The sequence below is a fragment of the Burkholderia sp. HI2500 genome (assembly GCF_002223055.1).
GTDB lineage: Bacteria > Pseudomonadota > Gammaproteobacteria > Burkholderiales > Burkholderiaceae > Burkholderia.
On sequence record NZ_NKFL01000006.1, the window covers coordinates 1,049,512 to 1,073,152 of the forward strand.

At 67.7% G+C, this 23,641-nt stretch carries 18 protein-coding genes and 2 riboswitches; of the genes, 8 read left to right on the forward strand and 10 right to left on the reverse strand.

From position 1 onward, the window contains the following. Positions 1-84: 84 nt before the first annotated feature. Entirely contained in the window at positions 85-249 is a 165-nt protein-coding gene (locus tag CFB45_RS39080; RefSeq protein ID WP_179255092.1) for a hypothetical protein, read from the reverse strand. Between the two features lie 258 nt (positions 250-507). Here CFB45_RS39080 and CFB45_RS22520 point away from each other — a divergent pair, with 258 nt between their 5' ends. Beyond that, positions 508-924, forward strand: a complete 417-nt coding sequence (locus CFB45_RS22520; protein WP_256978302.1) for a hypothetical protein — start codon at positions 508-510, stop codon at positions 922-924. Between the two features lie 145 nt (positions 925-1,069). Here CFB45_RS22520 and pal read toward each other — a convergent pair whose 3' ends face one another. The 3 genes from pal to CFB45_RS22540 form a co-directional block, all read right to left on the reverse strand. After that, complete coding sequence (gene pal, locus CFB45_RS22525) at positions 1,070-1,561, reverse strand: peptidoglycan-associated lipoprotein Pal (protein WP_089427451.1); 492 nt, start codon at positions 1,559-1,561, stop codon at positions 1,070-1,072. A 407-nt stretch (positions 1,562-1,968) separates the two neighbouring features. Then, entirely contained in the window at positions 1,969-3,180 is a 1,212-nt protein-coding gene (locus CFB45_RS22535; RefSeq protein ID WP_089427452.1) for a porin, read from the reverse strand. Positions 3,181-3,414: 234 nt separating this feature from the next. Then, on the reverse strand, positions 3,415-4,437 hold the full coding sequence (locus tag CFB45_RS22540) for an ABC transporter substrate-binding protein (protein WP_089427453.1): 1,023 nt from the start codon (positions 4,435-4,437) through the stop codon (positions 3,415-3,417). A gap of 137 nt (positions 4,438-4,574) precedes the next feature. After that, a riboswitch (guanidine-I (ykkC/yxkD leader) is annotated at positions 4,575-4,696 on the reverse strand. 432 nt (positions 4,697-5,128) lie between these two features. Next, a riboswitch (guanidine-I (ykkC/yxkD leader) is annotated at positions 5,129-5,262 on the forward strand. 57 nt (positions 5,263-5,319) lie between these two features. Between CFB45_RS22540 and CFB45_RS22550 the strand changes: the two genes are divergently transcribed. The 6 genes from CFB45_RS22550 to CFB45_RS22575 all read left to right on the forward strand — a co-directional run bounded on the left by CFB45_RS22550 (position 5,320) and on the right by CFB45_RS22575 (position 14,387). Beyond that, on the forward strand, positions 5,320-6,075 hold the full coding sequence (locus CFB45_RS22550) for an urea amidolyase associated protein UAAP1 (RefSeq protein WP_089427455.1): 756 nt from the start codon (positions 5,320-5,322) through the stop codon (positions 6,073-6,075). Positions 6,076-6,088: 13 nt separating this feature from the next. Then, complete coding sequence (locus CFB45_RS22555; protein ID WP_039357735.1) at positions 6,089-6,745, forward strand: urea amidolyase associated protein UAAP2; 657 nt, start codon at positions 6,089-6,091, stop codon at positions 6,743-6,745. Between the two features lie 151 nt (positions 6,746-6,896). Continuing rightward, positions 6,897-10,490 (forward strand): urea carboxylase, encoded by a 3,594-nt coding sequence (gene uca / locus CFB45_RS22560; RefSeq protein WP_089427456.1) that lies wholly within the window; start codon positions 6,897-6,899, stop codon positions 10,488-10,490. Further along, positions 10,487-12,394: an allophanate hydrolase gene (gene atzF, locus CFB45_RS22565; RefSeq protein ID WP_089427457.1), complete on the forward strand. Its 1,908-nt coding sequence runs from the start codon at positions 10,487-10,489 to the stop codon at positions 12,392-12,394. Before uca ends, atzF begins: the two co-directional genes overlap by 4 nt. A 64-nt stretch (positions 12,395-12,458) precedes the next feature. Continuing rightward, positions 12,459-13,433 carry an ABC transporter permease gene (locus CFB45_RS22570; RefSeq protein ID WP_089427458.1) on the forward strand — a complete coding sequence of 325 codons (975 nt, stop codon included), beginning with the start codon at positions 12,459-12,461 and terminating at the stop codon, positions 13,431-13,433. Positions 13,434-13,478: 45 nt separating this feature from the next. After that, positions 13,479-14,387: an ABC transporter ATP-binding protein gene (locus CFB45_RS22575; RefSeq protein WP_089427459.1), complete on the forward strand. Its 909-nt coding sequence runs from the start codon at positions 13,479-13,481 to the stop codon at positions 14,385-14,387. A gap of 117 nt (positions 14,388-14,504) precedes the next feature. On the opposite strand, the gene CFB45_RS22580 is transcribed toward CFB45_RS22575, so the two are convergent. After that, complete coding sequence (locus CFB45_RS22580; RefSeq protein WP_089427460.1) at positions 14,505-14,960, reverse strand: VOC family protein; 456 nt, start codon at positions 14,958-14,960, stop codon at positions 14,505-14,507. Between the two features lie 214 nt (positions 14,961-15,174). Continuing rightward, on the reverse strand, positions 15,175-16,170 hold the full coding sequence (locus tag CFB45_RS22585) for a GlxA family transcriptional regulator (RefSeq protein WP_089427461.1): 996 nt from the start codon (positions 16,168-16,170) through the stop codon (positions 15,175-15,177). 335 nt (positions 16,171-16,505) lie between these two features. Here CFB45_RS22585 and CFB45_RS22590 point away from each other — a divergent pair, with 335 nt between their 5' ends. Further along, entirely contained in the window at positions 16,506-17,480 is a 975-nt protein-coding gene (locus CFB45_RS22590; RefSeq protein WP_089427462.1) for an NAD(P)H-dependent flavin oxidoreductase, read from the forward strand. 287 nt (positions 17,481-17,767) lie between these two features. Here the strand turns inward: CFB45_RS22590 and CFB45_RS22595 are convergent, their stop codons facing one another. The 4 genes from CFB45_RS22595 to CFB45_RS22610 form a co-directional block, all read right to left on the reverse strand. Beyond that, positions 17,768-18,574 (reverse strand): oxidoreductase, encoded by an 807-nt coding sequence (locus CFB45_RS22595; protein WP_089429093.1) that lies wholly within the window; start codon positions 18,572-18,574, stop codon positions 17,768-17,770. Positions 18,575-18,611: 37 nt separating this feature from the next. Continuing rightward, positions 18,612-21,752, reverse strand: a complete 3,141-nt coding sequence (locus tag CFB45_RS22600) for an efflux RND transporter permease subunit (RefSeq protein WP_089427463.1) — start codon at positions 21,750-21,752, stop codon at positions 18,612-18,614. Beyond that, a complete protein-coding gene (locus tag CFB45_RS22605; RefSeq protein WP_089427464.1) occupies positions 21,749-22,867 on the reverse strand; it encodes an efflux RND transporter periplasmic adaptor subunit in 1,119 nt (372 codons plus the stop codon). The genes CFB45_RS22600 and CFB45_RS22605 overlap by 4 nt, the downstream gene beginning before the upstream one ends. Positions 22,868-22,949: 82 nt before the next feature. Next, a complete protein-coding gene (locus CFB45_RS22610) occupies positions 22,950-23,567 on the reverse strand; it encodes a TetR/AcrR family transcriptional regulator (RefSeq protein ID WP_089427465.1) in 618 nt (205 codons plus the stop codon). Positions 23,568-23,641: the final 74 nt, after the last annotated feature.

Consider the following 23,641-nt stretch of genomic DNA (forward strand, 5'->3'; position numbering starts at 1 on the left):
TGCCGCAGGGCGGGGCGTCGCGCGGGAGTCAGCCGGTTTCCGGTGCTCGCGCGCGACGCGTCGTCCGATTTTTTCGGCGGCGCTTCAGTAGCCGCTGCCGCCTCCGCCTCCGCTGCCTCCCGAGCCGCTACCGCCATACCGGCTCATGCCCGGTCCCTGCGCAGGGCCACTCCCCGATGACATGCATCCCGCCGACAGCACGAGCACCAGCGCGGCGATCAGCGCCGCGGCCCACCTTGCCGATTTCATGTCCGCCTCCTTGCCACGCGCGGGACGCTGGAAAGGCCGGTTCGCTTGAACCGCGCGTCTGCGTGCTGACGGAACATGAAACGTTTCGGGCGGGCCGCTTATTCCATGATTTTTTGTCGATGATCGGGCGAGAAAGGGCTGGATCGGCGCCGTTGCGCGACGCCTTGGTACACTCCGGCACGCCGCCATTCCGATTCCGACGACAAAAACATGAGTGCCACCGTTGAACGTCCGACGTCGCGTCCGTCCCATTCCGTCGTGCTCGGCTGCGTGTCATTTGCCGTCGGCGGCCCGCTGGTCACCTCGCTCGTCTGGCCGGCCGTGACGCTGGTCATGGGGTCGTTGCTCGACGGCCCGTCGTGGGAGCGACTGAATGTCAGCGCCGGCATGGTGCCGATCATCTTCTTCGGATCGTTCCTGCTGGGCTTTTTCCTGCCGGCGGCCGTGGCAGGCGGCATCATGGGTGCGATCGGCACGCGAATCCGGCGGCGCTGGTTCGTGCTGCTGGGGATGGTGGTCGGTGCTGGCGCGGCGCTCGGCTTCGTCGAAATCGTGAATGGCCTGGCGAAGAGCGACACGTCCCGCTCCCTCACGGCGGGCGCCACGCTCAATGCGATCGTGGCGTCGGCGCTGATGTCGCACTGGCTGCATCGCCGGCTCGAACGTCGGCGTTGAACGCGAAGCGGTATGTGATCGGCCGCCTGCGTGTCGATCGCTTGCGCGCATCGTACGAATCAGGCGGCGCCGCGCAGCCGCTTCTGCGGCCTGCGGGCTGCCATGCTGTGCCTGAAGCGGAGGCCGCCGTCGCGGCGGCCCGCGATCAACGATAGACGAGATCGGCGCGGCGGTTCTGTGCCCACGCATCCTCGTCGTGGCCGAGCGCGACCGGCTTTTCCTTGCCGAGGCTGACCGCCTCGAGTTGCGTGGCCGGCACGCCGAGCGTTTCGAGCCCGCTCATCACGGCCTGCGAACGGCGTTGGCCGAGCGCGAGGTTGTATTCGGACGTGCCGCGTTCGTCGGTGTTGCCCTGGATCAGCACGTGCCGCGCCGGATGGCTGCGCAGATAGTCGGCATGCGCCTGCAGCAGCGACTGGAATTCGGGCTTGACGGAGTACTGGTCGAAATCGAAGTAGATGCTGCGCTTCGCGAGCGGGCTGTTCGGATTATCGAGATCGTCGGCCGTCACCGTTGCGACGGCTTCGCTCGAGGGTGTCGGCGCCGTGCCGGCATTCTCGGGCGTCTTCGCCGCATGGTGGCAGCCGGCCAGCAGCACGAAGGTTGCCAGGACCGCAAATCGGTTCGTTTTGCTCATCGTTCGTCTCCAGCGGTTGACTGCGTTGAACGCGTGGGGCGTGCGACCGGCACGCCCGTATCCGGCCGGCATGGCGCGAAAGGCCCGGCACGCACGACGTGAAGCACGTTCGTAAGCCGGTGGTGCGCCATATGAAAGAGTGTCGCGACCGGAACGCCAAATCTCGGCGTCGCTGCAAACAGATTAGGAAAAATGTCACAGCGTGACCAGTTTCTCCGCATTTTTTTGCGCCGATGCGACAGTCCGGGCGGCATTCTTGCTGCCGTGCGGGCGTCGTCACAGTGAAAAGACCGCGCACGGGCGCGGCCTTTTCGGTTCGGGGCATGACGATCGGGCGGTGCTGGAACGCCTGCCTGATACGTCCGTCGGCGCAGCCGCGTTGCGCTGCACCGCTCCGTCTTGCATCGTCAGAACTTGTGCCGCAGCCCCAGTGCGACGACGACCTGGTTGCTGTTCGCCGACGGCGTCAGCGTCCAGACGGTCGCGTTGAATGCGGGATGGCCGTTGCCGCCGCTCACGCTCTGGTAGACGCCTTCGAGATACGCATCGGTGCGCTTCGACAGCGCATAGTCGGCCTGCGCCACGACCTGGTTCCATTTCGGGCGCGTCTGGCCGGTGCGCGTGTCGAAGCGGCCCATCGTGTACGTGTAGGCGGCCGAGAGGCTCAACGCCCGCGTGACGACGTAGCGCCCGTCGATCGAGAAGTTGTCGAACACCAGCGATTCGCCCTTCAGCGGCGCGATGCCGCCGCCCTGGAGCACGCCCGTCACGCCGTCGGTGGTCGAGTGCGACCACGCGGCGCCGACCGAATGCGGCCCGAATGCATAGCGGCCGGCCGCGGCCCAGATCTGCTGGTTGCCGCCGGTGATCGTCGCCGAGCCGTCGACCGTGCTGAGCGCGCCGTTCGGGTTCGGCGCATTGCGGTCGCGGCTGATCTTCAGGTAGCCGGCGCCGAGCTTCAGCGGCCCGTTCGCGTACGACACGCCCGTGCTCCATGCCGCGTTATTGGAGAACTGTCCGGCCGTGTTCGAGAACCCGAACATCGCGCCGAACGTCAGCCCGCGGTACGTCGGGCTCGTGTACTTCACCGCGTGGTTGATGCGGAGGTTGCGGTTCGAATCGTCGTTGTCGTACGGATGCACCGCGAGGTTGCCGCCCCAGCCGGGGCCGGACGCGCCGAGCGGCGTCACGAAATCGAGGATCAGGTCGTACTGGCGGCCGAACGTGAGCGTGCCGGCCGTTTTCGAGCTCAGGCCGATCCATGCCTGGCGGCCGAACAGGTCGACGCCTTTCTGCGACAGTGCGCCGGTGGTGCCCGAGAAGCCGTTCTCGAGCGTGAAGACCGCGGCCGTCCCGCCGCCCAGATCCTCGCGGCCGCGCAGCCCCCAGCGCGACGCGTTCAGTGCGCCGCTCGTCATCGCGACGGCACCGCTGCCCGGCGAGCCGGCGCCGTGCGTGCGCTGGTTGGTCGCATAGGTGATCGACGTGTCGATCAGGCCGTACAGCGTCACGCTGCTCTGTGCGTGTACCCCGCCCGATGCGAGGGCGGTCAGGCAGCTGGCAATGGCGGTCCCCGCGAGTCGAGTGCTGGCGTGCTGGTTCATCTTGTAGGAATGCATAGGAGTTTTTATCGTTTTTCCGGCCCGGCGGCCGGCGGATCGAGCGGCCATTATTGGAGATCGTATGGCGGTCGATTAAGGCGTTGCACAGGAAAGGTCCTCTGCAAAATCGCGTGGAATCGCGGCGAAGTGGGGGCGCAGAGAGGGTCAAGCGGCGGCCGCGTATTGACGCGACCGCGATGTGGGGGGGAGTGTGCGCGAGGGGCCGGCGCACGAAGCCCGGCCCCGCGCCCGTCAATGCGGCATCACGAGGCGCGGATCGATATACGCGTCGATGTCCTGCGACTGCTTGTATACGCCGTTGCGCACGTTGAACGCATTCGCGTTGCGCGTCGAGCCGTAGATCGAGTCGAGCCCGTCGCCCTTGCGGAACGCGCGCTTCGCGGCGGCTTCGTCGAGCAGGTGCGTCCCCTTCAGCAGCGGGAGGTATTGCTCCGGCGCAAGCCCGACGCGTGCGGACATGATCCGGACCGCGTCGGCCTGCGTTTTCGGATCGTTGATGTAGGCGACGCAGCGGTACCAGACCTTGATCACCTTGGCCCAGTCGGCGCGGCGCGCGGCGAGGCTGGCCGGCGCGACCGTAATCGCGTCGTAGATCAGCCCCGGCGCGTCCGCCGACGTGAAGATCGCACGTGCGCCCGGTGCGCGCTTCAACGCCTCGCCCGCGTTCGGCTGCCAGGCGGCCACCGCGGCGATGTCCGTCGACGAGCCGAGCACTTGGGGCAGTTCGTTGGTTTTCGCATTCACGAGCGTCACGTCGCCGTCCTTCAGCCCGTGCTTCTGCAGCGCGGTTTCGAGCAGCAGGTGATCGACGAGGCCGAGTTCGACGCCGACCTTCTTGCCCTTCAGCGCCTCGACGCTGCGCAGCGGCGGCTTGGCGACGATCATGTCGTTGCCGGCGGAATAGTCGGTGAGCAGGATCATCACGTTCTTCGCGCCGGCCGAGCCCGTGACGAGCGCGTCGCCGTTCGTCGCCGCGACCGCGTCGAGCTTGCCTGCCGAAAACGCGTCGAGCGATGCCGAGTAATCGAACCATTCGAAATCGACGTCGACACCGGCTTCCTTGAACCAGCCTTTGTCGAGTGCGACCTGGAACGCGACCCAGCCGGGCCAGTCGCTGTAGCCGATCTTGAGCGGCGCTGCCGCGTGCGCGGCGGGCGTCATGAGGAGCGTGGCGGCCGCGGCGGCGGCGCCCAAGGCATGACGGACGGAACGGCGGGACAGCAGGCGGCGGAGCACCAGGGCGGGGCGGGTCATCGTTTTCTCCAGGAGACCGGGATCGGGATCGTCGATACGGACCGTGCTCGTGCGCGGTCCGGCCGCGTGGCCGGTTCCTGCGGATGCGGAACGAATGAAGCGGCCACGGAGAGGCGCGACGGCCGTTGCCATCGCCAATCTCCCGGGCTTTTGTCCCGCCGTGTAGCGCGTGCGCGTCCGGTCTCGCGATCGGACGCACCCGCGCCGGGCTGCTCTCGGACCAGACGTTCGATGAACCGGAACCCTAGCACCCCTAAGATGCGACGCCGCCGCACCTCTCGGCGTCATGCCGAGCGAGAAGCGTGCCAACGGCACGCGGCGGGGCGGCTCAGGGGCGGCGCGACCTGCGCTGCAGTTCGATGAAGCGGGCGGAGAAGAGCGCGCTCAGCGCGCGCCGGAGCAGGTCGAGCTTGTTCATGAGGTGTCGCGTATCGAGTGAAGGTGCATGCATCGAGCAATGCCCATGCCATCGCCGGTCGTGTCGTGCAGGCCGGCTCGGCGCGCACTGCGCCGGTGCGGCCGCGCGTTCGCATGGTGCGCGGCACGCCCGCCGCGAGGGCGGCGATCCGCATCCGGTGCGGTGTCCGTCAGCGCGCGCACGCCGGAAAGCCGCGTGGCACGGCGATTCCTCGCACGCTGGCACGCAACTCGCTTATTCCGTGCCCGAGAGGTGCGAAGCAATTTGCATCATCTTCAGGATCGCTAGGGTTCCGGTCGTGCGGCGTTCGCGCCGCGCGATGGCTGGTCCGAGAGCAATCCGGTCTTGTCTTCTCCTCGCTTCGAGGAAACGGCGAGGCTCCACGGAGGGATAAAAGCCCGGGAGGTCGCGATGTCGTTCGGTCGCCCTCTCACGCCTTTTGTCCAACCGACCACGGAGCCGCCATGTCGCCGCGCCCCCAAGCCGTCCTTGCCCCGCCGCCACACGTCGTGTGGGAAACGCTCATTCCCGCCGGAACCCATTGGTCCGGCATCCTGCGCCGCGGTCTCGCGCTGCGTGTCGTCGATGTCGACGGCGGTGCGAATCTGTCCGCCGTGTTTCATCGCCAGGAAGATCCGCTCGAACGCTACAACATGGCCGACACGCTGAAGGCGCAGCACACCGCGCATCTCACCCGCGGCCATGCGCTGTACACCGACATGGGGCGTGTGATCGCGTCGATCACGGCCGACACGCTCGGCTGGCACGACCCGCTCGGCGGCGTCGGCGATGCGCGGCTGTTCGCGCACAAGTACGGCACGACGTCTTACCAGGCCGATCGCAACGCGATGATCCGCAATGGCCGGGACAGCCTCGTGCTCGAACTCGCGAAATACGGGCTGTCGGCGCGCGACCTCGTCGCGAACGTCAATTTCTTCAGCAAGCTCGACACGCGCGACGACGGCGCGCTCGATTTCGTCGCCGGACATTCGCCGGCCGGCAGCACCGTCGACCTGCGCTTCGAGATGAACACGCTGGCGGCGTTCTCGACCGCGCCGCATCCGCTCGATCCGCACCCCGACTACGCGCCGAAGGCCGTGAAGCTGATCGCGTACCGCGCGTATCCGGCAGACGGGGCCGCGCCCGAAGACGACCCGTGCCGCCGCGCGTGCGCCGAGAACGTGCGCGGCTTCGCCAACACCGATCGCCTGTTTGCGTAAGGAGCGCCGAGCCATGCCGATCATCGAAAGCCGTCTCGACCCGCGCGATGCCATTCACGACACCACATTGAACGCGGGCGAACCGTGGCTGCACGACCTGAAGCGCGGGCAGGTCTTCCGCATCCTCGACCTCGAAGGCAACCAGGCCGTCGACACGCTGTTCTACCGGTCCGACGACCCCGAGGAGCGCTACAGCGCGCAGGACACCATCCGCGCCCAGCGCAACCTGTACCTGAGCGCGGGCAGCGTGCTGCTGTCGAGCCGGGGCAACCCGATGGTGACGATCGTCGCCGATACCTGCGGCCGCCACGACACGCTCGGCGGCGCGTGCGCGGCCGAGAGCAACACCGTGCGCTATGCGCTCGACAAGCGGCACATGCACAACTGCCGCGACAGCTTCCTCAACGCGATCACGCACTGCACGTGCGGCGCGGGCGCGCGGCTCACCAAGCGCGACCTGGTCGGCAACGTCAACTTCTTCATGAACGTGCCCGTCACGCCGCTCGGCGGGCTGACCTTCGAGGACGGCATTTCCGCACCGGGCAAGTACGTCGAGATGCGCGCGGAGATGGACGTCACGGTGCTGATCTCGAACTGCCCGCAGCTCAACAATCCGTGCAACGGGTACAACCCGACGCCGGTGCGCCTCACGATCTGGGAGGCTGAATGAACGACCCCCACGCTCACTATTGTTCGCTGCCCCCCAAGGGGGCGGTTGCCGTCCACGGCCGGCTTTGCAAAGCCGGCCGGCTGCGCGGGCGCGGAGCGATGCTCCGCGAATTCCCCGCTACGCCCCTTGGGGCGGCCCGGCGGGAGGCAACATGAGATTCACGAAAGTCCTCGTCGCGAACCGCGGCGAAATCGCGTGCCGCGTGATCCGCACGCTGAAGCGGCTCGGAATCGCGTCAGTCGCGATCTACTCCGACGCCGATCGCGATGCGCGCCATGTGGCGCTCGCCGACGAAGCCGTGCGGGTCGGCCCCGCGCCGGCGGCGGACAGCTACCTGAACGTCGCGGCGATTCTCGCCGCCGCACGCGAGACGGGCGCGCAAGCCGTGCATCCCGGCTACGGCTTCCTGTCCGAGCACGCCGGTTTCGCCGACGCATGCGAAGCCGCGGGCCTGCGCTTCATCGGGCCGCGCGGCGACCAGATGCGCGCGTTCGGGCTCAAGCACACCGCGCGCGAACTCGCCGCCGCGCAGGGCGTCGCGCTGCTGCCGGGCACGGGCCTGCTCGACGATGCACGGACGGCGCTCGCGGAAGCCGACGCAATCGGCTATCCGGTGATGCTGAAAAGCACCGCGGGCGGCGGCGGGATCGGCATGTCCCTGTGTCGCGACGCCGCGCAGCTCGAAGCGGCGTTCGATTCCGTCGTGCGGCTCGGCGCCGCGAACTTCGCGCATGCGGGCGTGTATCTCGAGAAGTTCGTCGAGCACGCGCGGCACATCGAAGTGCAGATCTTCGGCGACGGCCGTGGCGATGCGATCGCGCTCGGCGAGCGCGATTGCTCGGTGCAGCGCCGCAACCAGAAAGTGATCGAGGAAACGCCTGCACCGGGCCTGACCGCTGAAGAGCGTGCCGCGTTGCACGCGAGCGCGGTGCGGCTTGCCCGTGCGGTCGGCTATGCGTCGGCCGGCACGGTCGAGTTCGTGTTCGACGCGACGACGCGCCAGTTCTATTTCCTCGAGGTGAACACGCGGCTGCAGGTCGAGCATTGCGTGACCGAGGCGGTGACGGGCATCGATCTCGTGGAATGGATGATCCTGCAGGCGGAGGGCGACCTGCCGCCGCTCGACACGCTCGCCGTTGCACCGCGCGGCGCGAGCATCCAGGTGCGGCTGTATGCGGAGGATCCGCACAAGCAGTTCCTGCCGAGCGCGGGACTGCTGACGCACGTCGCGTTTCCGGACGACGTGCGCGTCGACGGATGGATCGAGGCGGGCACCGAGATCAGCGCGTATTACGATCCGCTGCTCGCGAAGCTGATCGTGCATGGCGAGACGCGCCGCGACGCGCTGGCCGCGCTGCAGCGCGCACTGGCGCGCACGGAACTGTACGGCATCGAAACCAACCTCGACTATCTGCGCGCGATTGCCGGTTCGGACACGTTCGCGCGCGGCGCGTCGACGACCGCCTTCCTGTCGCGCTTCGCGTTCGCACCGCACACGATCGACGTGCTCGACGGCGGCGTGCAGACCACCGTGCAGCAGGCGCCCGGGCGCATCGGCTACTGGAACGTCGGCGTGCCGCCGTCCGGGCCGATGGACGATCGCGCGTTCGCGCTTGCGAACACGCTGCTCGGCAACGCGCGCGACGCGGCGGGGCTGGAATTCACGATGGTCGGCGCGACGCTGCGCTTCAACGCCGACACGCTCTTCGTGCTCGGCGGCGCACCGCTCGCGGCATCGCTCGATGGCGCACCTGCGCCGTTCTGGCAGGTGCTGCGCGCGCGGCCCGGCGCGGTGCTGAAGCTGGGCGGCGTGACGGGCGCCGGCGTGCGCGCGTGCCTGGCCGTGAAAGGCGGGCTGCAGGTGCCCGACTATCTCGGCAGCAAGGCGACCTTCACGCTCGGCCAGTTCGGCGGCCATGCAGGCCGTGCGCTGCGCAAGGGCGACGTGCTGCATCTGGACGCGGAAGCCGGGCGCGGCGACGCGGGCGCCATGCTGGCCGCGGCGGACATCCCCGCGCTGACGCACGCCTGGACGCTCGGCGTGCTCGACGGCCCGCACGGTGCGCCGGATTTCTTCACGCCGGACGACATCGCGATGCTGTACGGCACGCAGTGGACGGTCCATTACAACTCGAGCCGCACCGGCATCCGGCTGATCGGCCCGAAGCCGCAGTGGGCACGCGCGGACGGCGGCGAAGCCGGCCTGCATCCGTCGAACATCCACGACAACGCGTACGCGATCGGCGCGGTCGATTTCACCGGCGACATGCCGGTGATCCTGGGCCCGGACGGCCCGAGCCTCGGCGGCTTCGTGTGTCCGGTGACGGTCGTGCACGACGAATTGTGGAAGCTCGGGCAACTGCGGCCGGGCGATACGGTGCAGTTCGTGCGCGCCCGTGTGTCGACCAAGCTTTCCGCCGACACGGTGGTTGCGCGCCCGGCACCCACCGGCGTGCCGGACGACTGCGTGCTGCATCGCGACCCGGCGGCCGGCGGCGGCCTCGGCGTCGTCTACCGGCGCTCGGGCGACCGCAACGTGCTGGTGGAATACGGGCCGCTCGTGCTCGACCTGAACCTGCGTTTTCGCGTGCATGCGCTGATGTGCTGGCTCGACGCGCACCGTCTGCCCGGCATGCTCGACCTGACGCCGGGCATCCGTTCGCTGCAGGTGCAGTTCGACGCGCGGACCTTGCCGCTCGACACGCTGCTCGCGCATCTGCAGGCGGCCGAGCGCGAACTGCCGGAAGTCGCCGACATGCGCGTGCCGAACCGCATCGTGCATCTGCCGCTGTCGTGGGACGACCCGTCGACGCGGGTCGCGATCGAGCGCTACATGCAGTCGGTGCGGCCCGACGCGCCGTGGTGCCCGAGCAATATCGAGTTCATCAGGCGGATCAACGGCCTGGCCGGCATCGACGACGTGAAGCGCATCGTGTTCGACGCGCGTTATCTCGTGATGGGGCTCGGCGACGTGTACCTCGGTGCGCCGGTCGCGACGCCGATCGATCCGCGCCACCGGCTCGTCACCACGAAATACAACCCCGCGCGCACCTGGACGCCGGAGAACGCGGTCGGCATCGGCGGCGCGTATCTGTGCGTGTACGGGATGGAGGGGCCGGGCGGGTACCAGTTTGTCGGCCGCACCGTCCAGATGTGGAACCGCCACCGCACCACCCGCGAGTTCGAAGCCGGCAAGCCGTGGCTGCTGCGCTTCTTCGACGAGATTCGCTTCTACGAAGTCAGCGAGGCGGAACTGGCGGAACTGCGCGCGGATTTCGTCGCGGGGCGCGCCGGGCTGAAGATCGAGGAATCGGTGTTCGACCTCGGTGCATACAACCGTTTCCTGCGCGACGAGGCCGATTCGATCGCCGCGTTCAAGACATCGCAGCAAACGGCGTTCGAAGCGGAGCGCGAACGGTGGCGGGTAGCTGGGCATGCCGAATACGTCGGCGACGCGGTGCAGGGCGACGCGGATGCCGCGCGGGAGGCCGGCGCGCTCGCCGACACGCAGCGCGCGATTGCCGCGGACGTGTCGGGCAGCGTATGGAAGGTGCTGGTCGAAGCCGGTGAGCGCGTGACCGAAGGGCAGGTCGTCGCGATCGTCGAGTCGATGAAGATGGAGGTCGCGGTGACGGCGACGGAAGACGGCACGATCGAGACGATCGATTGCGCGCCGGGCGCGGCGGTGGTGGCCGGCCAGCGGCTGATGGTGATGAAGGCGGGCGCCGCCGAGGAGGTCGCATGAGCACGACGGAACGTTCGATCCTGCCGGGCGCCAGCTCGATCGCCGCGCTGCGTGCACGCTATGCGGCGGGCGACCTGACGCCGCACGCGCTCGTTGACGCGATCGCCGCGCATTTCGCCGCGGGCGATCCGCATCATGCGTGGATCCGGCCGCTGACGCATGGCGAGATGACGGCCTACGCCGACGCGCTGGCCGGGCGCGAGCTCGCGTCATTGCCGCTGTACGGCGTGCCGTTCGCGATCAAGGACAACATCGACCTCGCCGGCATCCCGACGACGGCAGCCTGCCCGGCCTACGCGTACACGCCGGCGCGCAGCGCGCCCGTCGTCGAGCAGCTGATCGCGGCCGGCGCGATCCCGATCGGCAAGACCAACCTGGACCAGTTCGCGACCGGGTTGTCGGGCCAGCGCTCGCCGTATGGCGCGTGCCGCAATGCGCTCGATCCGCGTTATGCATCGGGCGGGTCGAGCTCCGGGTCGGCGGTGGCCGTGGCGCTCGGCGTCGCGTCGTTCTCGCTGGGTACCGACACGGCCGGCTCCGGGCGCGTGCCGGCCGCGTTCCACGGGCTCGTCGGGCTCAAGCCGACCAAGGGCGTATTGAGCACGCTCGGTGTCGTGCCGGCCTGCCGGTCGCTCGATTGCGTGTCGGTGTTCGCGCAGTCGGCGGCCGACGCGCGCACGGTGTTCGCCGCCGCGCACGGCGTGACCGACGGCGATCCGTACGGACGCGTATGGCAACCGCTGCTGGGCGCGGACGGGCTCCGCGCGCAACCGGCGCGACCGTTCGGGCAGTTGCGCTTCGGTACGCCGCGCGCCGATCAGCTGCAATTCTTCGGTGACGAGTCGTATGGCGCGGCTTGGCGCGCCGCGCTCGAACGCTTGCGTGCGACCGGGGCGCGGATCGTCGAGATCGATTTCAGCGCGTTCCTGGCTGCCGCGCGGCTGCTGTACGAAGGCCCGTGGGTCGCCGAACGGCTCGCCGCGATCGGCGCGTTCGCCGCGCGGGAACCGGACGCGCTACATCCGGTGATTCGCGAAATCGTCGGTGGCGCGGCGCGCTTCAGCGCGGCCGATGCGTTCGCCGCATTCGACACGCTCGCGACATTGCGCGTCGAGGCCGGTCGCGCATGGGACGGACTGGACGCGATCGTCATGCCGACTTCGGCGACGACAGCGACCATCGGCGAACTCGAAGCCGACCCGATCGGCGTCAATTCGCGTTTTGGGTACTACACGAACTTCGTCAACCTGCTCGACCTGTCGGCGATCGCGGTGCCCGCCGGTCGCTGCGAAACCGGGCGGCATGCCGGGCTGCCGTTCGGCATCACGTTCGTCGGGCGAGCGCACGACGACGCGCGGCTGCTTGATCTTGCGCAGGCGTGGGGTGACGCGGAGGAACGTGGCCGCGGCGAGGGTGGCGGCCTGCAGACGGACGTCGCCGGCGACACGGGTGCAACAACAGCACCGGTGCCCGGCGCGTCATCCGGCGTCGTGCGCGTGGCTGTCGTCGGCGCGCATCTGCGCGGTGAGCCGCTCAACTGGCAGCTCACCCAGCGAGGCGGGCATTTCGTCGCCGCGACGACGACGGCGCCCGCCTATCGTCTCTACGCGCTGTCCGCGGCGGCATCCGGCGGCGTCGCCAAGCCGGGCCTCGTGCGTGTGCCGGACGGCGGCGCGTCGATCGCGGTCGAGCTCTGGGAGATGCCGGTCGACGCTTACGGCAGCTTCGTCGCCGGCATTGGCGGCCCGCTCGGCATCGGCACGCTGGCGCTCGCGGACGGCGCTCGGGTCCAGGGTTTCCTGTGCGAAAGCGCGGCGCTGGCCGGCGCGCAGGACATCACGCACTTCGGCGGCTGGCGTGCCTACCGTGCGAGCGCCGCGACCGGCGCACGCGCATTGCAATGAACGTCCGGTCGCGCGGCGCTCCGGCATGCGCGCGACCGGCACCTGAAACGATACGGAGATTTTCATGCCAATGACCCGCAACACGACCGGATGGCTTGCCGTGCGCCGCGAGCTGACGACCCGCGGAAAATGGACGCTCGGCGTGGCCTCCTTCCTGCTGCCATTCGCCGTCTGGTGCCTGATCAGCTATGTGCCGTTCATCTGGCATCCGCAAATGCGCGTCACGAATCCGGGTAGCGTCGACTATTTCCAGACCGGCATGCAGATCGATCGCGACGTGTTCGACGACGAACTCGCCCATGCGCGAGCGACCCACGCGGCCGTGCCCGAAGGCGTGCGCGCGAACCCGGTGTACCTGCCCGCGCCGCACCAGGTGCTGCGCGCGTTCTACACGGCGTTCACGACCCCGCCGGCATCCCGCGACGGCGTGTGGCTGCACGAGAGCCTGTGGCACAGCATCCGGATCATCTTCTGGGGCTTCGTGATCTCGTCCGCGATCGGCGTGCCGCTCGGCATCGTCTGCGGCACCTTCAGCGTGCTCGCGCGGCTGCAGGAACCGTTCCTGGAGTTCTTCCGCTACCTGCCCGCACCGGCGTTCGGCGCGCTGATGGTCGCGATCCTCGGCATCTACGATGCGCCGAAGGTCGCGATCATCGTGATCGGGACGCTGTTCCAGCAGGTGCTGATCATCGCGAACACGACGCGCAAGCTCGAGTACGGGCTGTTCGAGGCCGCGATGACACTCGGCACGAAGAAGCTGAAGCTGCTCACGCACGTCGTGATTCCCGGCGTGCTGCCGGACCTGTATCGCGACCAGCGCATCCTGCTCGGCTGGGCGTGGACCTACCTGATCGTCGCCGAACTCGTCGGCACGAGCTCGGGCATCACCTGGTACATCAGCCAGCAGGCGCGCTACCAGCATTTCGACAACGTGTATGCGGCGATCCTGATGATCGGGATCATCGGCCTCGGCACCGACATCGTGCTCGGGCTGCTCGGCCGCCGGCTGTTTCCGTGGGATCGCACGCTGAACGCGTGACGCCCGTTGACGCCCACCCATCGACCGATTTCCGCGGAGACCATCATGCAGAACCCGCAAGCCGTTCCCGATTACCTGATGCAGTCCGACGCGGTGCGCGAGCGCTTCGCGCGCCTGAAAACCCGCGACGTGATACTCGACGTGCGTCATGTCGGCAAGCGTTTCGCGACACCGCAGGGCGAGTGCACCGCACTTGACGACATCAGTTTCCGTACCTACCGGCGCGAATTCGTGTGCGTGATCGGCCCGTCCGGCTGCGGCAAGTCGACGCTGATCCGCATCCTGGCCGGGCTCGACGCACAGACGAGCGGCGAGGTGCTGCTCGACGGCAAGCCCGTGCAGGGGCCGGGCGCCGATCGCGGGATGGTGTTCCAGGGCTATACGCTGTTTCCGTGGCTCACCGTGAAGAAGAACGTGATGTTCGGACTCCGGATGAACGGAAGCAGCAGCGGCCAGGCCGAGCGCGAAGCGCTGCAGTGGCTCGATCTGGTCGGGCTGACGCGTTTCGCGGATGTCTATCCGCACCAGTTGTCGGGCGGGATGAAGCAGCGCGTGGCGATTGCCCGCGCGCTCGCGAACCGGCCGCGCATCCTGCTGATGGACGAGCCGTTCGGCGCGCTCGACGCGCAGACGCGGGCGCGGATGCAGACGCACCTGCTCGACATCTGGCGCAACATCGACGTGACGATCCTGTTCATCACGCACGATCTCGACGAGGCGATCTTTCTGGCAGACCGGATTCTCGTGCTGAAGGCGAACCCGGGGGCGGTGCAGGAACTGATCGAGGTGCCCGTGCCACGGCCGCGCGACTATGCGCAGGTCAATACGCCCGAGTTCATCGCGACGAAGGCGCGGCTCGAGGCGCTGATCCATCCGAAGGAGGCGGTGGCCATCGACGACGGCGTGAGGCCGCACATGATCCGCATGACGGATGTGTCGGACAACGTCGAGTAAGCCGTGATGAAAACGGGCGGACGGTTCGCCACGCGTCTAGGCGCGGGCGATCGCCAGCGCCGTCGCGACATCGCCACGGCGATACGCGGCCCGAACGGCCGGCGCGCGGTGCGCCGTTCAGGTTTTCGGCTGATCGCCGGACAGCAGCGCCGTATAACGCCGCTGCATTTCATCGGGTTCGACCGCTTCGATCGTATGCCCGATCAGCCAATCGTAGCCGAACGGGTCGCGAATCTTGCCGGAACGCTCGCCGTAGAACTGGTCCTGGATCGCGCGTGTCAGCTGCGCGCCGGCCGCGATTGCGGCGGCGATCGTCGCGTCGGCGTCGTCGACGTGCAGGTGAAGCGACATCGGCGCCTTGCCATCCGGGTCGAGCGCGAAGATATCGTATTCTGGGAACTCGTCCGAGATCATCAGCGTACATGGCCCGAGCTGCAATTCCGCGTGGCCGATGCGTCCCGACGGCTCGACGAGACGGAATTTCTCCTGCGCGCCGAACGCTTTCGCATAGAACGCGATGGCGTCGTCCGCACGCCTGGCGCGCAAATAGGGAAACACTTCGTGAATCGCCATGGTGCCCTCCGGTTTGGGGGTGTGGGTGTCGGCCGATCCTGTCGGGCCTCGCGGGGCGGGGATTGAGTCCACTGGGGCGGTGGCCGAGGATTTTGTCGTGTGGTGAACGGCTAACACGCTGATTCTACAGACGAAAATCGCGAGTAGGGGAAGGGCGGTGATGCGGCGGCGACGCCTGGCAGGCGGACGGTCTCCGCCCTCTACCGGCCGGTCGTCATCGCGATTCCGCCGCAGGCCGAAAGCGATCCCGATACGCTCCCGGGCTCAGTCCGACCTTCTCCTTGAACAGTCGGCAGAACGAGCTCGTGTCGCTATACCCGACCTGGGCCGTGATCCGCTCGAGGCTGAGATCGCCCGCCTCCAGCAAAGCGCGCGCGGCTTCGATGCGCAGGCTCTGCAAATACCGCAATGGAGACTGATTCAGCGTGGCCTTGAAGCGGCGGATGATCGTGCGCTCGCTCACGCCGAGGTCCTGCGCCATCGCCGACATCTTCACGTCCTTCGTCATGTGCCTCTGCAGCCAATGCTGCGCGCGGTGAACCAGCGAATCGCCATGCGTCTTCTCCGTCAGCAACGGGAGATACGGCAATTGCTTCGTCTGGCTGACGTCGATCAGCATCGTCTTGGCGCACTGCGCGGCAATCACCGCCCCGGAGAAACGCTCGATGACACGGATGGTCTGCAGCAGGTAGGACGCTGACGCGCCCGCACAGATCAGCCGGTCCGCTTCGGTGACGACTGGTTCCAGCTGAAGGTCGACCCGGGGAAACCGGCTGCGAAACGCGTCTGCCAGCCACCACGTGGTCGTCGCGGGCCGTCCGTCCAGAAGGCCGGTGTTGGCCAGCACGAACGTGCCGGTGCAGTTTGCCGCCAGGTAGGCGCCGGCGTGCCATTGCGAAACCAGCCAGTCGCATGCGGCGGATTGTCGTGCCAGCAATTGGTCGAACGCCTTGCCGCTCGCATAGTGCGCACTGGGAATGAAGACCACGTCGAATTGCTCGTGCGGCCGGATCGGCTCCGTGTTCAGCTGTAGCCCGTTGCTTGCCATGACGGGCGCCCCGGTCGGAGAGACGAACCGCCACTCGAACTGCGCATTGCCGTCGCCTCGCTGTCGCCGCACATGCGCGTTCGCAATCTGAAGGATGTCGGCGAACCCGCCCAGGCTGGACGCGTAGCAATCGTCGTACGCAAGGATGGCGGCGCGGGGCATGGTGTGTCGGATATCGCATGTAATGTGTCAGTTTAGCCAATGTCCGGCAATCCGTACTGCGAGGAAACTGTCGGTGTCCGCTGGCGCCAGCGTCGGGCGGCGACCCGATCGTCGACGCGGGCGGCCGTGCAAATGGGGCGGCATCGCATGCTGTCCGGGCCGCGCGAAGGCGAACGAGGCCGGCGCCCGGGAAGCTCGAGCGCCTCCGTTGCGTGGCCGCGTGGGTTTCCATCGGTTTCGCACCGGCGATTCGGCCGTACGGCAGCGCGCGTCGCGGTCGCCGCGCGTTCCCGGCATGCGAAGGCGCCTTCGTCTCAACCTGAACCGAAAACATCATGAAAACCAGGATCACCGAACTCTTCGGCATCGACTATCCGATCATCCAGGGCGGCATGCATCACGTCGGGTACGCGGAGCTGGCGGCGGCCGTCTCCAACGCCGGCGGCCTCGGCATCATTACCGGCCTGACCCAGCGGTCGCCGGCGGATCTGGCTGCCGAAATCCGGCGCTGCCGCGAGATGACCGACAAGCCGTTCGGCGTGAACCTCACCTTCCTGCCGACAGTCACGTCCCCCGACTATCCCGGCTATATCCGGGCGATCGTCGAAGGCGGCGTCAAGATCGTCGAAACGGCCGGCAACAACCCGCAGCCCTACCTGCCCGCGCTCAAGGACGCGCATGTCAAGGTGATCCACAAGTGCACGTCGGTTCGCCATGCGCTCAAGGCCGAGGCCATTGGCTGCGATGCGGTGAGCGTCGATGGATTCGAATGCGGTGGCCATCCGGGCGAGGACGACATTCCGAACTTCATCCTGCTGCCGCGCGCTGCCGACGAGCTCAGGATTCCGTTCGTGGCCTCCGGCGGCATGGCGGACGGGCGCTCGCTGGTGGCGGCACTTTCGCTGGGCGCGGACGGCATCAACATGGGGACGCGCTTCATCGCGACCCGCGAGGCGCCGGTGCACGAGAACGTGAAGCAGGCGCTGGTCGCGGCGACCGAACTGGACACGCGCCTGGTCATGCGTCCGTTGCGCAATACCGAACGCGTGCTGCGCAATGCCGCGGTCGATCGCATCCTCGAAAAGGAACGCACGCTCGGCGCCGATATCCGGTTCGACGATATCGTCGAAGAGGTCGCCGGCGTGTATCCGCGCATCATGAAGGAGGGCGCGCTCGACGCGGGCGCCTGGTCGTGCGGCCTGGTCGTCGGCTTGATCCGCGATATCCCGACCGTGAAGGAACTCGTCGAGCGCATCGTGAGCGAGGCGACGGAGATCATCCGCAGTCGGCTGGCACATATCGCGGTTTGAGCTGCAGGCTGCCCGAATTCCGGCAGCCGCTTGGCGAGCGTGAATTTGCAGCCGTGGTCGACCTTCAGTGGTGAACGGCCGTCTTTGGTTGCAAAACCCTGGTGCGTGTGGCTGTCGACGAAAGTCAACCTGAGCACTCGATCCGTGGGCCGAGCGCGAGTCGCGAGCGTGGCGACGCTCAAGACGGTGATGACGGCTGCACCCAGATATACCGCGAATCCAAAGCATCACAACCTGACCATGGCGATATCGCTGATCGCATCAGAACCGTTTCGTCGCCGACAGCGTCACCCGAGCCGGAATTTTTTCCGCAGGCTCGAATCGACGGGGCCGGCCGGCATGAAGCGCCGCAACTTGCGCAACAGCGACGCCTCGCCGGCCGGCGTGCGTCGCATCCGCCATGCGCCGAGCGCTGCGTCGACGATGGTGGCGGCCACTCCGTCGGGGTGCGGCGCGGCTTTCACGCTGTCGGCGACGGCGCGCGACGCAAGCGTTCGCTCGCGGTCGTACTCGGCGATCGGCGCGCCGGCCTGCGGCGCATTGACGTCCAGGCTGGTCCGTGTAAACGACGGTTCGACCAGCGTCGCGCGAACGCCGAACTGGCGCACCTCGTGATCGAGCGATTCGGTCAACCCCTCCACCGCATGTTTGGATGCCGAATAGAGTCCCATATAAGGCGCCGGCAGGAAGCCGAGCACCGAGCTGACATTGACGATCCGGCCGCGCCGTCGGGCCCGCATGTGCGGAAGCACCGCATGGGTCGTACGCAGGAGGCTGAATACGTTGGTGTCGAACAGGGCCGCTGCCTCGTCCACCGACGTTTCCTCCACCGCGCCGATCAGGCTCATGCCCGCATTGTTCACGAGCACGTCGATACGCGCCGCGCGATCGATGATCGCTTGGATACCCGATTGAACGGACGCGTCGTCACGCACGTCCATCTCGATCAACTCGACGCCGGCGACGGGCGCCGTTCTCGCAATGCTGCGCACGGTGCCGAACACGCGGCACCCGCGTTTGGCGAATCGTTCCGCGGCAACGCGCCCGATGCCCGACGACACGCCGGTCACGACGACAACGGTGGAATTCGACATGGCTGCTTCCTTCGATACGGTGAATGGATCGGCGTAATCAATCGCGCGCGTCGAGCGCGGGCTGAAGTGCGGGCTCGCCCGGCGATGCCGGTTCATGGCCGCCGTGGCGGGCGGCGGCGGACTGACCGGGCCGGATCCTGAACCAGATCGCATACATCGCCGGCAGGAACATCAGCGTGAGGATCGTCCCGGCGAACGTGCCGCCGATCAGCGTGTACGCGAGCGTGCCCCAGAACACCGAATGCGTGAGCGGAATGAACGCGAGCACGGCCGCCATCGCGGTGAGAATCACCGGGCGCGCCCGCTGCACGGTCGCTTCGACAACCGCGTGGAACGGATCCAGCCCCGCCTGTTCGTTCTGGTGAATCTGGCCGATCAGGATCAGCGTGTTGCGCATCAGGATCCCCGACAGCGCGATGAGGCCGACCAGCGCATTGATGCCGAACGGCTGCCGGAACAGGATCAGCGTGGGCACCACGCCGATCAGGCCGAGCGGGCTCGTCATGAACACCATCACCATCGCGGAGATCGAGCGCACCTGGAAGATGATGATCACGAGCGTGACCGCCAGCATGATCGGGAACAGCGGCAGCATCGCCTTCGTGGCCTTGCCGGATTCCTCGATGGAGCCGGCTTCCTCGATTCGATAGCCGCTCGGCAGCGCGGCGATGATCGGCTGAAGCTGCTGCGTGATCGCAGCCGACACGTCCGGCGGCTGCAAGCCTTCGGCGATGTCGCCGCGCACCGTGAGCGTCGGCACGCGATCGCGCCAGCGCATGATCGGCTCTTCCATCCGCACGTCGACCTTGCCGACCTGCGACAGCGGGATGCGCTGGCCGTTCGCGCCGGCGAGCGTGAAGTCGTCGAGCCGTGCCGGGTCGAGCCGCGCGTCGCCGCCCGAGCGTGCGATCACCTGTACGGTCCGGATATCCTCGCGCACCGCGGTGACGGGCACCCCGGTCAGCAGGAACTGCAGCTGCTGCGCGACCGCGCTGGACGTCAACCCGACTGCCTGCAGGCGGTCCTGCTGCAACGTGAAGTGCAGCGTCGGCGCGCGCGTGCCCCAGTCCGCATTGACCGTGCGCATCATCGGGCTGCCGTTCATCACGCGCTCGACATCGGTCGCGATGCCGCGCAGCGTGTCCGGATCGGGGCCCGTGATCCGGTAGGCCACCGGGAACGGTGAATACGGGCCGAACACGAGCTGCGTCACGCGCACGCGCGCTTCGGGCGCGAGGCCGTCGGCGATGGCCCGCCGCAGGCGCGCCTTCAACGCGTCGCGCTCGTCCTGGCTGTCGGTGCGGATCACGATCTTCGCGAACGACGGATCGGGCAGCTCCGGCCCCATCGCCAGATAAAAACGCGGCGCGCCCTGGCCGACGTACGCGGTGACGATCCTCGCTTCCTTCTGCTTCGCGAGCCACGCCTCGACCTTCGACGTGGCGGCGCTCGTTTGCGAAATCGACGTGCCGTACGGCATCTGCACCTCGACCAGCACCTCGGGGCGATCGGAGATCGGGAAAAACTGCTTCTTGACGACCGCCATGCCGAGAATCGCGAGCACGAAGAGGGCGACGACCGACCCGGCGACGAGCCATTTGCGGGCGATCACGCGCGTCAGCAGTTGCCGGAAGCGGTTGTAGCGGGGCGTGTCGTAGATCGCATCGTGACCGCCTTCGAACTTCTTGAAGTTCGGCAGCATCTTCACGCCGAGGTACGGCGTGAACGCGACGGCGACGACCCATGAGGCGATCAGCGCGATCCCGACGATCCAGAACATGTTGCTGGTGTATTCACCCGCGGTGGAGCGCGCGAAGCCGTTCGGCATGAAGCCGACCGCGGTGACCAGCGTGCCGGCCAGCATCGGCGCGGCCGTATGGCTCCACGCATACGCCGACGCGGCCACGCGGTCGTAGCCTTCCTCCATCTTCACGACCATCATTTCGATCGCGATGATCGCGTCGTCGACCAGCAGCCCGAGCGCGAGGATCAGCGAGCCGAGCGTGATGCGGTCGAAGTTCTTGCCGGTGGCGGCCATCACGACGAACACCACGGCCAGCGTCAGCGGCACGGCCGCGGCGACCACGAGGCCCACGCGCCAGCCCATGCTGACGAAGCTCACCAGCATCACGACGAGCAGCGCGGCGAAGAACTTGACCATGAACTCGTCGACGGCCGAGCTGATGTTCACGGACTGGTCGGTGACCTTGGTCAGGCTCATGCCGAGCGGCAGCGCGGCGTTGATCGCGCCGACTTCCCGGTCCAGCGCGCGGCCGAGGTCGAGCCCGTTCCAGCCGTCGCGCATCACGACGCCGAGCAGCAGCGCGGGTTCGCCGTTGTTGCGGATCATGAACGTCGACGGGTCTTCGTAGCCGCGCTCGACGGTCGCGATGTCCGACAGTTTCAGCGTGTGGCCCTGCGCGACGATCGGCGTGTCGCGAATCTTCTGCAGCTTGTCGAATGCGCCTTCCACGCGAATGAAGATCTCCGGCCCGCGCGTCTCGACGGAGCCGGCCGGCGTCAGCGCATTCTGGCCGTTGAGGGCGGCGAACACGTCCTGCGGGCTCACGCCGAGCGTCGCGAGCCGGTCGTGCGACAGCTGCACGTAGATGCGCTCGGCCTGTTCGCCGATGATGTCGACCTTCTTCACGCCGGGCACATGCAGCAGCCGCTGGCGCTGCGTCTCCGCATCGCGCACCAGCAGGCGCTGCGGTTCGCCCTTGGCCTTCAGCGCGAACAGCGCGAACGTGACGTCCGCGTATTCGTCGTTGACCAGCGGGCCGATCACGCCGGCCGGCAGATCGTTCGCCACGTCGCCGATCTTCTTGCGCGCCTGATAGAACTGCTCCTGCACCTCGGACGGCGGCGTGCTGTCGAGCAACGTCAGCGTCGTGAACGCGAGGCCGGGGCGCGTGTAGGTTTCGCTGCGGTCGTACCAGCGCAGCTCCTGCATGCGCTTTTCGATCTTTTCGGCCACCTGGTCGTGCATTTCCTGCGCGGTCGCGCCCGGCCATGCGGTGACGATGGTCATCACCTTGACGGTGAAGGCCGGGTCTTCCGCGCGGCCCAGCTTGAAGAACGACACGAGCCCCGCAAGCGAAATCAGGCAGATCAGGAACAGCGTGATCGCGCGCTCGCGTACCGCGAGCGCCGACAGGTTGAAGCGGCGCTCGCTCACGGCCGTGCTCCTTCGCTCGCGAGCGTGGCGGCCTGCGCGGCCACGCGGACCGCATCGCCGTCATGCAGCAACTGCGCGCCGAGCGCGACGACCCGGTCGCCTTGCTTGAGTGCGCCCGACACGCGTGCGCTGTCGTCATCCACATGCTCGACCGTGACCGGCCGCCATCCCACCTTGGCCGGATCGCCTGCGACGACCCACACGCCGGGCCCTTTGCCTCCGTCCAGCAGCGCGCCGATCGGCACCTGCAGGCCGGCTTGCGGCGTCGCGTGTGCGTCGTCCGGTAGGCGGATCGTGACGGTCGCACCCAGCGGCGCGGCGGCCAGCGTGCCTTGCAGCACGTAGCGCGCTTCGAACGTGCGCGTTCGCGCATCCGCGGTATCGGAGAGCTGCCGCAGCGTCGCGGGGACACGCAAGCCCGGCTTGCCGAACAACTCGGCCTGCGCCACGGAGCCGACCGCGGGGCGCAGGGTTTCCGGCAACTGGATCACGGCTTCCCGGCTGCCGGCGTGCGCGAGCCGCACGACCGGCTGGCCGGCGCTCACGACCTGGCCGGGCTCCGCGAGCGTGTCCATCACGACGCCGTCGCCGTCCGCGACGAGTTGCGCATAGCCGGTCGCATTGCGTGCGACGCCGGCATCGGCCTCGGCGGCGTTCAGCTGGGCTTTCGCGGCATCGGCCGCTGCCTTGACCTGGTCATAGGCCGATGCCGATATCGCGCCGGTGCCGCGCAAGTCACGGTAGCGCGCTTCGTCCTCGGCGGTCTGCCGCGCGCGTGCCCGTGCCGCGGCCACGGCTTCGTCGCGTGCGCGTGCCGCGAGCTTCAGGTCGACGGGATCGATCCGCATCAGCGGCTGGCCGCGCCGGACGGTTTGTCCGGTATCGACGAGCCGCTCCAGCACCTTGCCGGACACCCGGAACCCGAGATCGCTCTGCACGCGTGCGGCGACGGTGCCGGTAAACGAGCGGGACGCGGGCGCGGCTGCCTGAACGATGGCGGTACGCACGAGCGGCGCCTCCGTGCGCGGATCGGAAGGCGCTTTTCCGCTGCAGGCGGCTAGCGCGAGGGGCAGTGCGGAAGCGACTGCGAGGAGAGCGGGGCGACGCCGAACCATGAAAGACCCACAGACGAAGTGATCGGGGCTTTCATTGTGTATCTAGTGACCAAAAGAGTCAATGGTCACAATGGGTTTCGATTCACGGGGCGAGGCTGCGGAGCACCAGGCTCGACAACTGCGCGGGCGCGGCATCGGTCGTGTCGAGGTTGTATTGCAGCAGCAGCGGATTCAGGTATGGCCGCATCACGAGGTAGATCGCCGTCGCGGTTTCGTCCAGCGGCGTCTTGCGCTCGAACTCGCCGCTTTGCCGGCCCGCCTGCAGCACCTCCTGAAGCAGTTGCTGCACGCGCGCCTCATAGGCCTGCACCGACTGCCAGTTGCCGGTGGCGGCCGACGCGGCGATGTCGTACAGCTTGCGGTCGCGGAAGAACAGCCGCAGGCTCGCTTCGGTAAAGACCTTGAACATGCGCCGCAGCTTTTCGGTGGGTCGTTCCGTTTCGGCGACGGCGGTGCGCACGTCGGTTTCGATTTCATGCAGGCAGTTCGCACAGATCATCTCGCCGATCGCCTGTTTCGACTCGAAGAACTTGTAGATATAGGCCTTCGAGAAACCGATGGCCTTCGCGAGGTCGGACACGGTCGTCTTTTCATAGCCGTACCGGCTGAAGTGCTCGGTGGCGGCCGCCACGATCTGGTCCCGCACGTCGTGATCGGCCGGGCCGCGCGCGGGAGCCGGGGAAGCGGTGTTTTCTTTCATGGGTTGCGGCTGGCAAGGATGGACAACGAGTGACTATTTGGTATTATAGTCACCATCTGATCTTGGCTAAAACC

Bases quoted from the DNA above. Each gene is read 5' to 3' on its own strand.
- CFB45_RS22605 (WP_089427464.1), bottom strand. From the start codon at position 22,867: ATGGTTCGGCGTCGCCCCGCTCTCCTCGCAGTCGCTTCCGCACTGCCC.
- pal (WP_089427451.1), bottom strand. From the start codon at position 1,561: ATGAGCAAAACGAACCGATTTGCGGTCCTGGCAACCTTCGTGCTGCTG.
- CFB45_RS22585 (WP_089427461.1), bottom strand. From the start codon at position 16,170: ATGCCCCGCGCCGCCATCCTTGCGTACGACGATTGCTACGCGTCCAGC.
- CFB45_RS22550 (WP_089427455.1), top strand. From the start codon at position 5,320: ATGTCGCCGCGCCCCCAAGCCGTCCTTGCCCCGCCGCCACACGTCGTG.
- CFB45_RS22580 (WP_089427460.1), bottom strand. From the start codon at position 14,960: ATGGCGATTCACGAAGTGTTTCCCTATTTGCGCGCCAGGCGTGCGGAC.
- CFB45_RS22540 (WP_089427453.1), bottom strand. From the start codon at position 4,437: ATGACCCGCCCCGCCCTGGTGCTCCGCCGCCTGCTGTCCCGCCGTTCC.
- CFB45_RS22595 (WP_089429093.1), bottom strand. From the start codon at position 18,574: ATGTCGAATTCCACCGTTGTCGTCGTGACCGGCGTGTCGTCGGGCATC.
- CFB45_RS22610 (WP_089427465.1), bottom strand. From the start codon at position 23,567: ATGAAAGAAAACACCGCTTCCCCGGCTCCCGCGCGCGGCCCGGCCGAT.
- uca (WP_089427456.1), top strand. From the start codon at position 6,897: ATGAGATTCACGAAAGTCCTCGTCGCGAACCGCGGCGAAATCGCGTGC.
- CFB45_RS22555 (WP_039357735.1), top strand. From the start codon at position 6,089: ATGCCGATCATCGAAAGCCGTCTCGACCCGCGCGATGCCATTCACGAC.
- CFB45_RS39080 (WP_179255092.1), bottom strand. From the start codon at position 249: ATGAAATCGGCAAGGTGGGCCGCGGCGCTGATCGCCGCGCTGGTGCTC.
- CFB45_RS22575 (WP_089427459.1), top strand. From the start codon at position 13,479: ATGCAGAACCCGCAAGCCGTTCCCGATTACCTGATGCAGTCCGACGCG.
- CFB45_RS22570 (WP_089427458.1), top strand. From the start codon at position 12,459: ATGCCAATGACCCGCAACACGACCGGATGGCTTGCCGTGCGCCGCGAG.
- atzF (WP_089427457.1), top strand. From the start codon at position 10,487: ATGAGCACGACGGAACGTTCGATCCTGCCGGGCGCCAGCTCGATCGCC.
- CFB45_RS22590 (WP_089427462.1), top strand. From the start codon at position 16,506: ATGAAAACCAGGATCACCGAACTCTTCGGCATCGACTATCCGATCATC.
- CFB45_RS22535 (WP_089427452.1), bottom strand. From the start codon at position 3,180: ATGCATTCCTACAAGATGAACCAGCACGCCAGCACTCGACTCGCGGGG.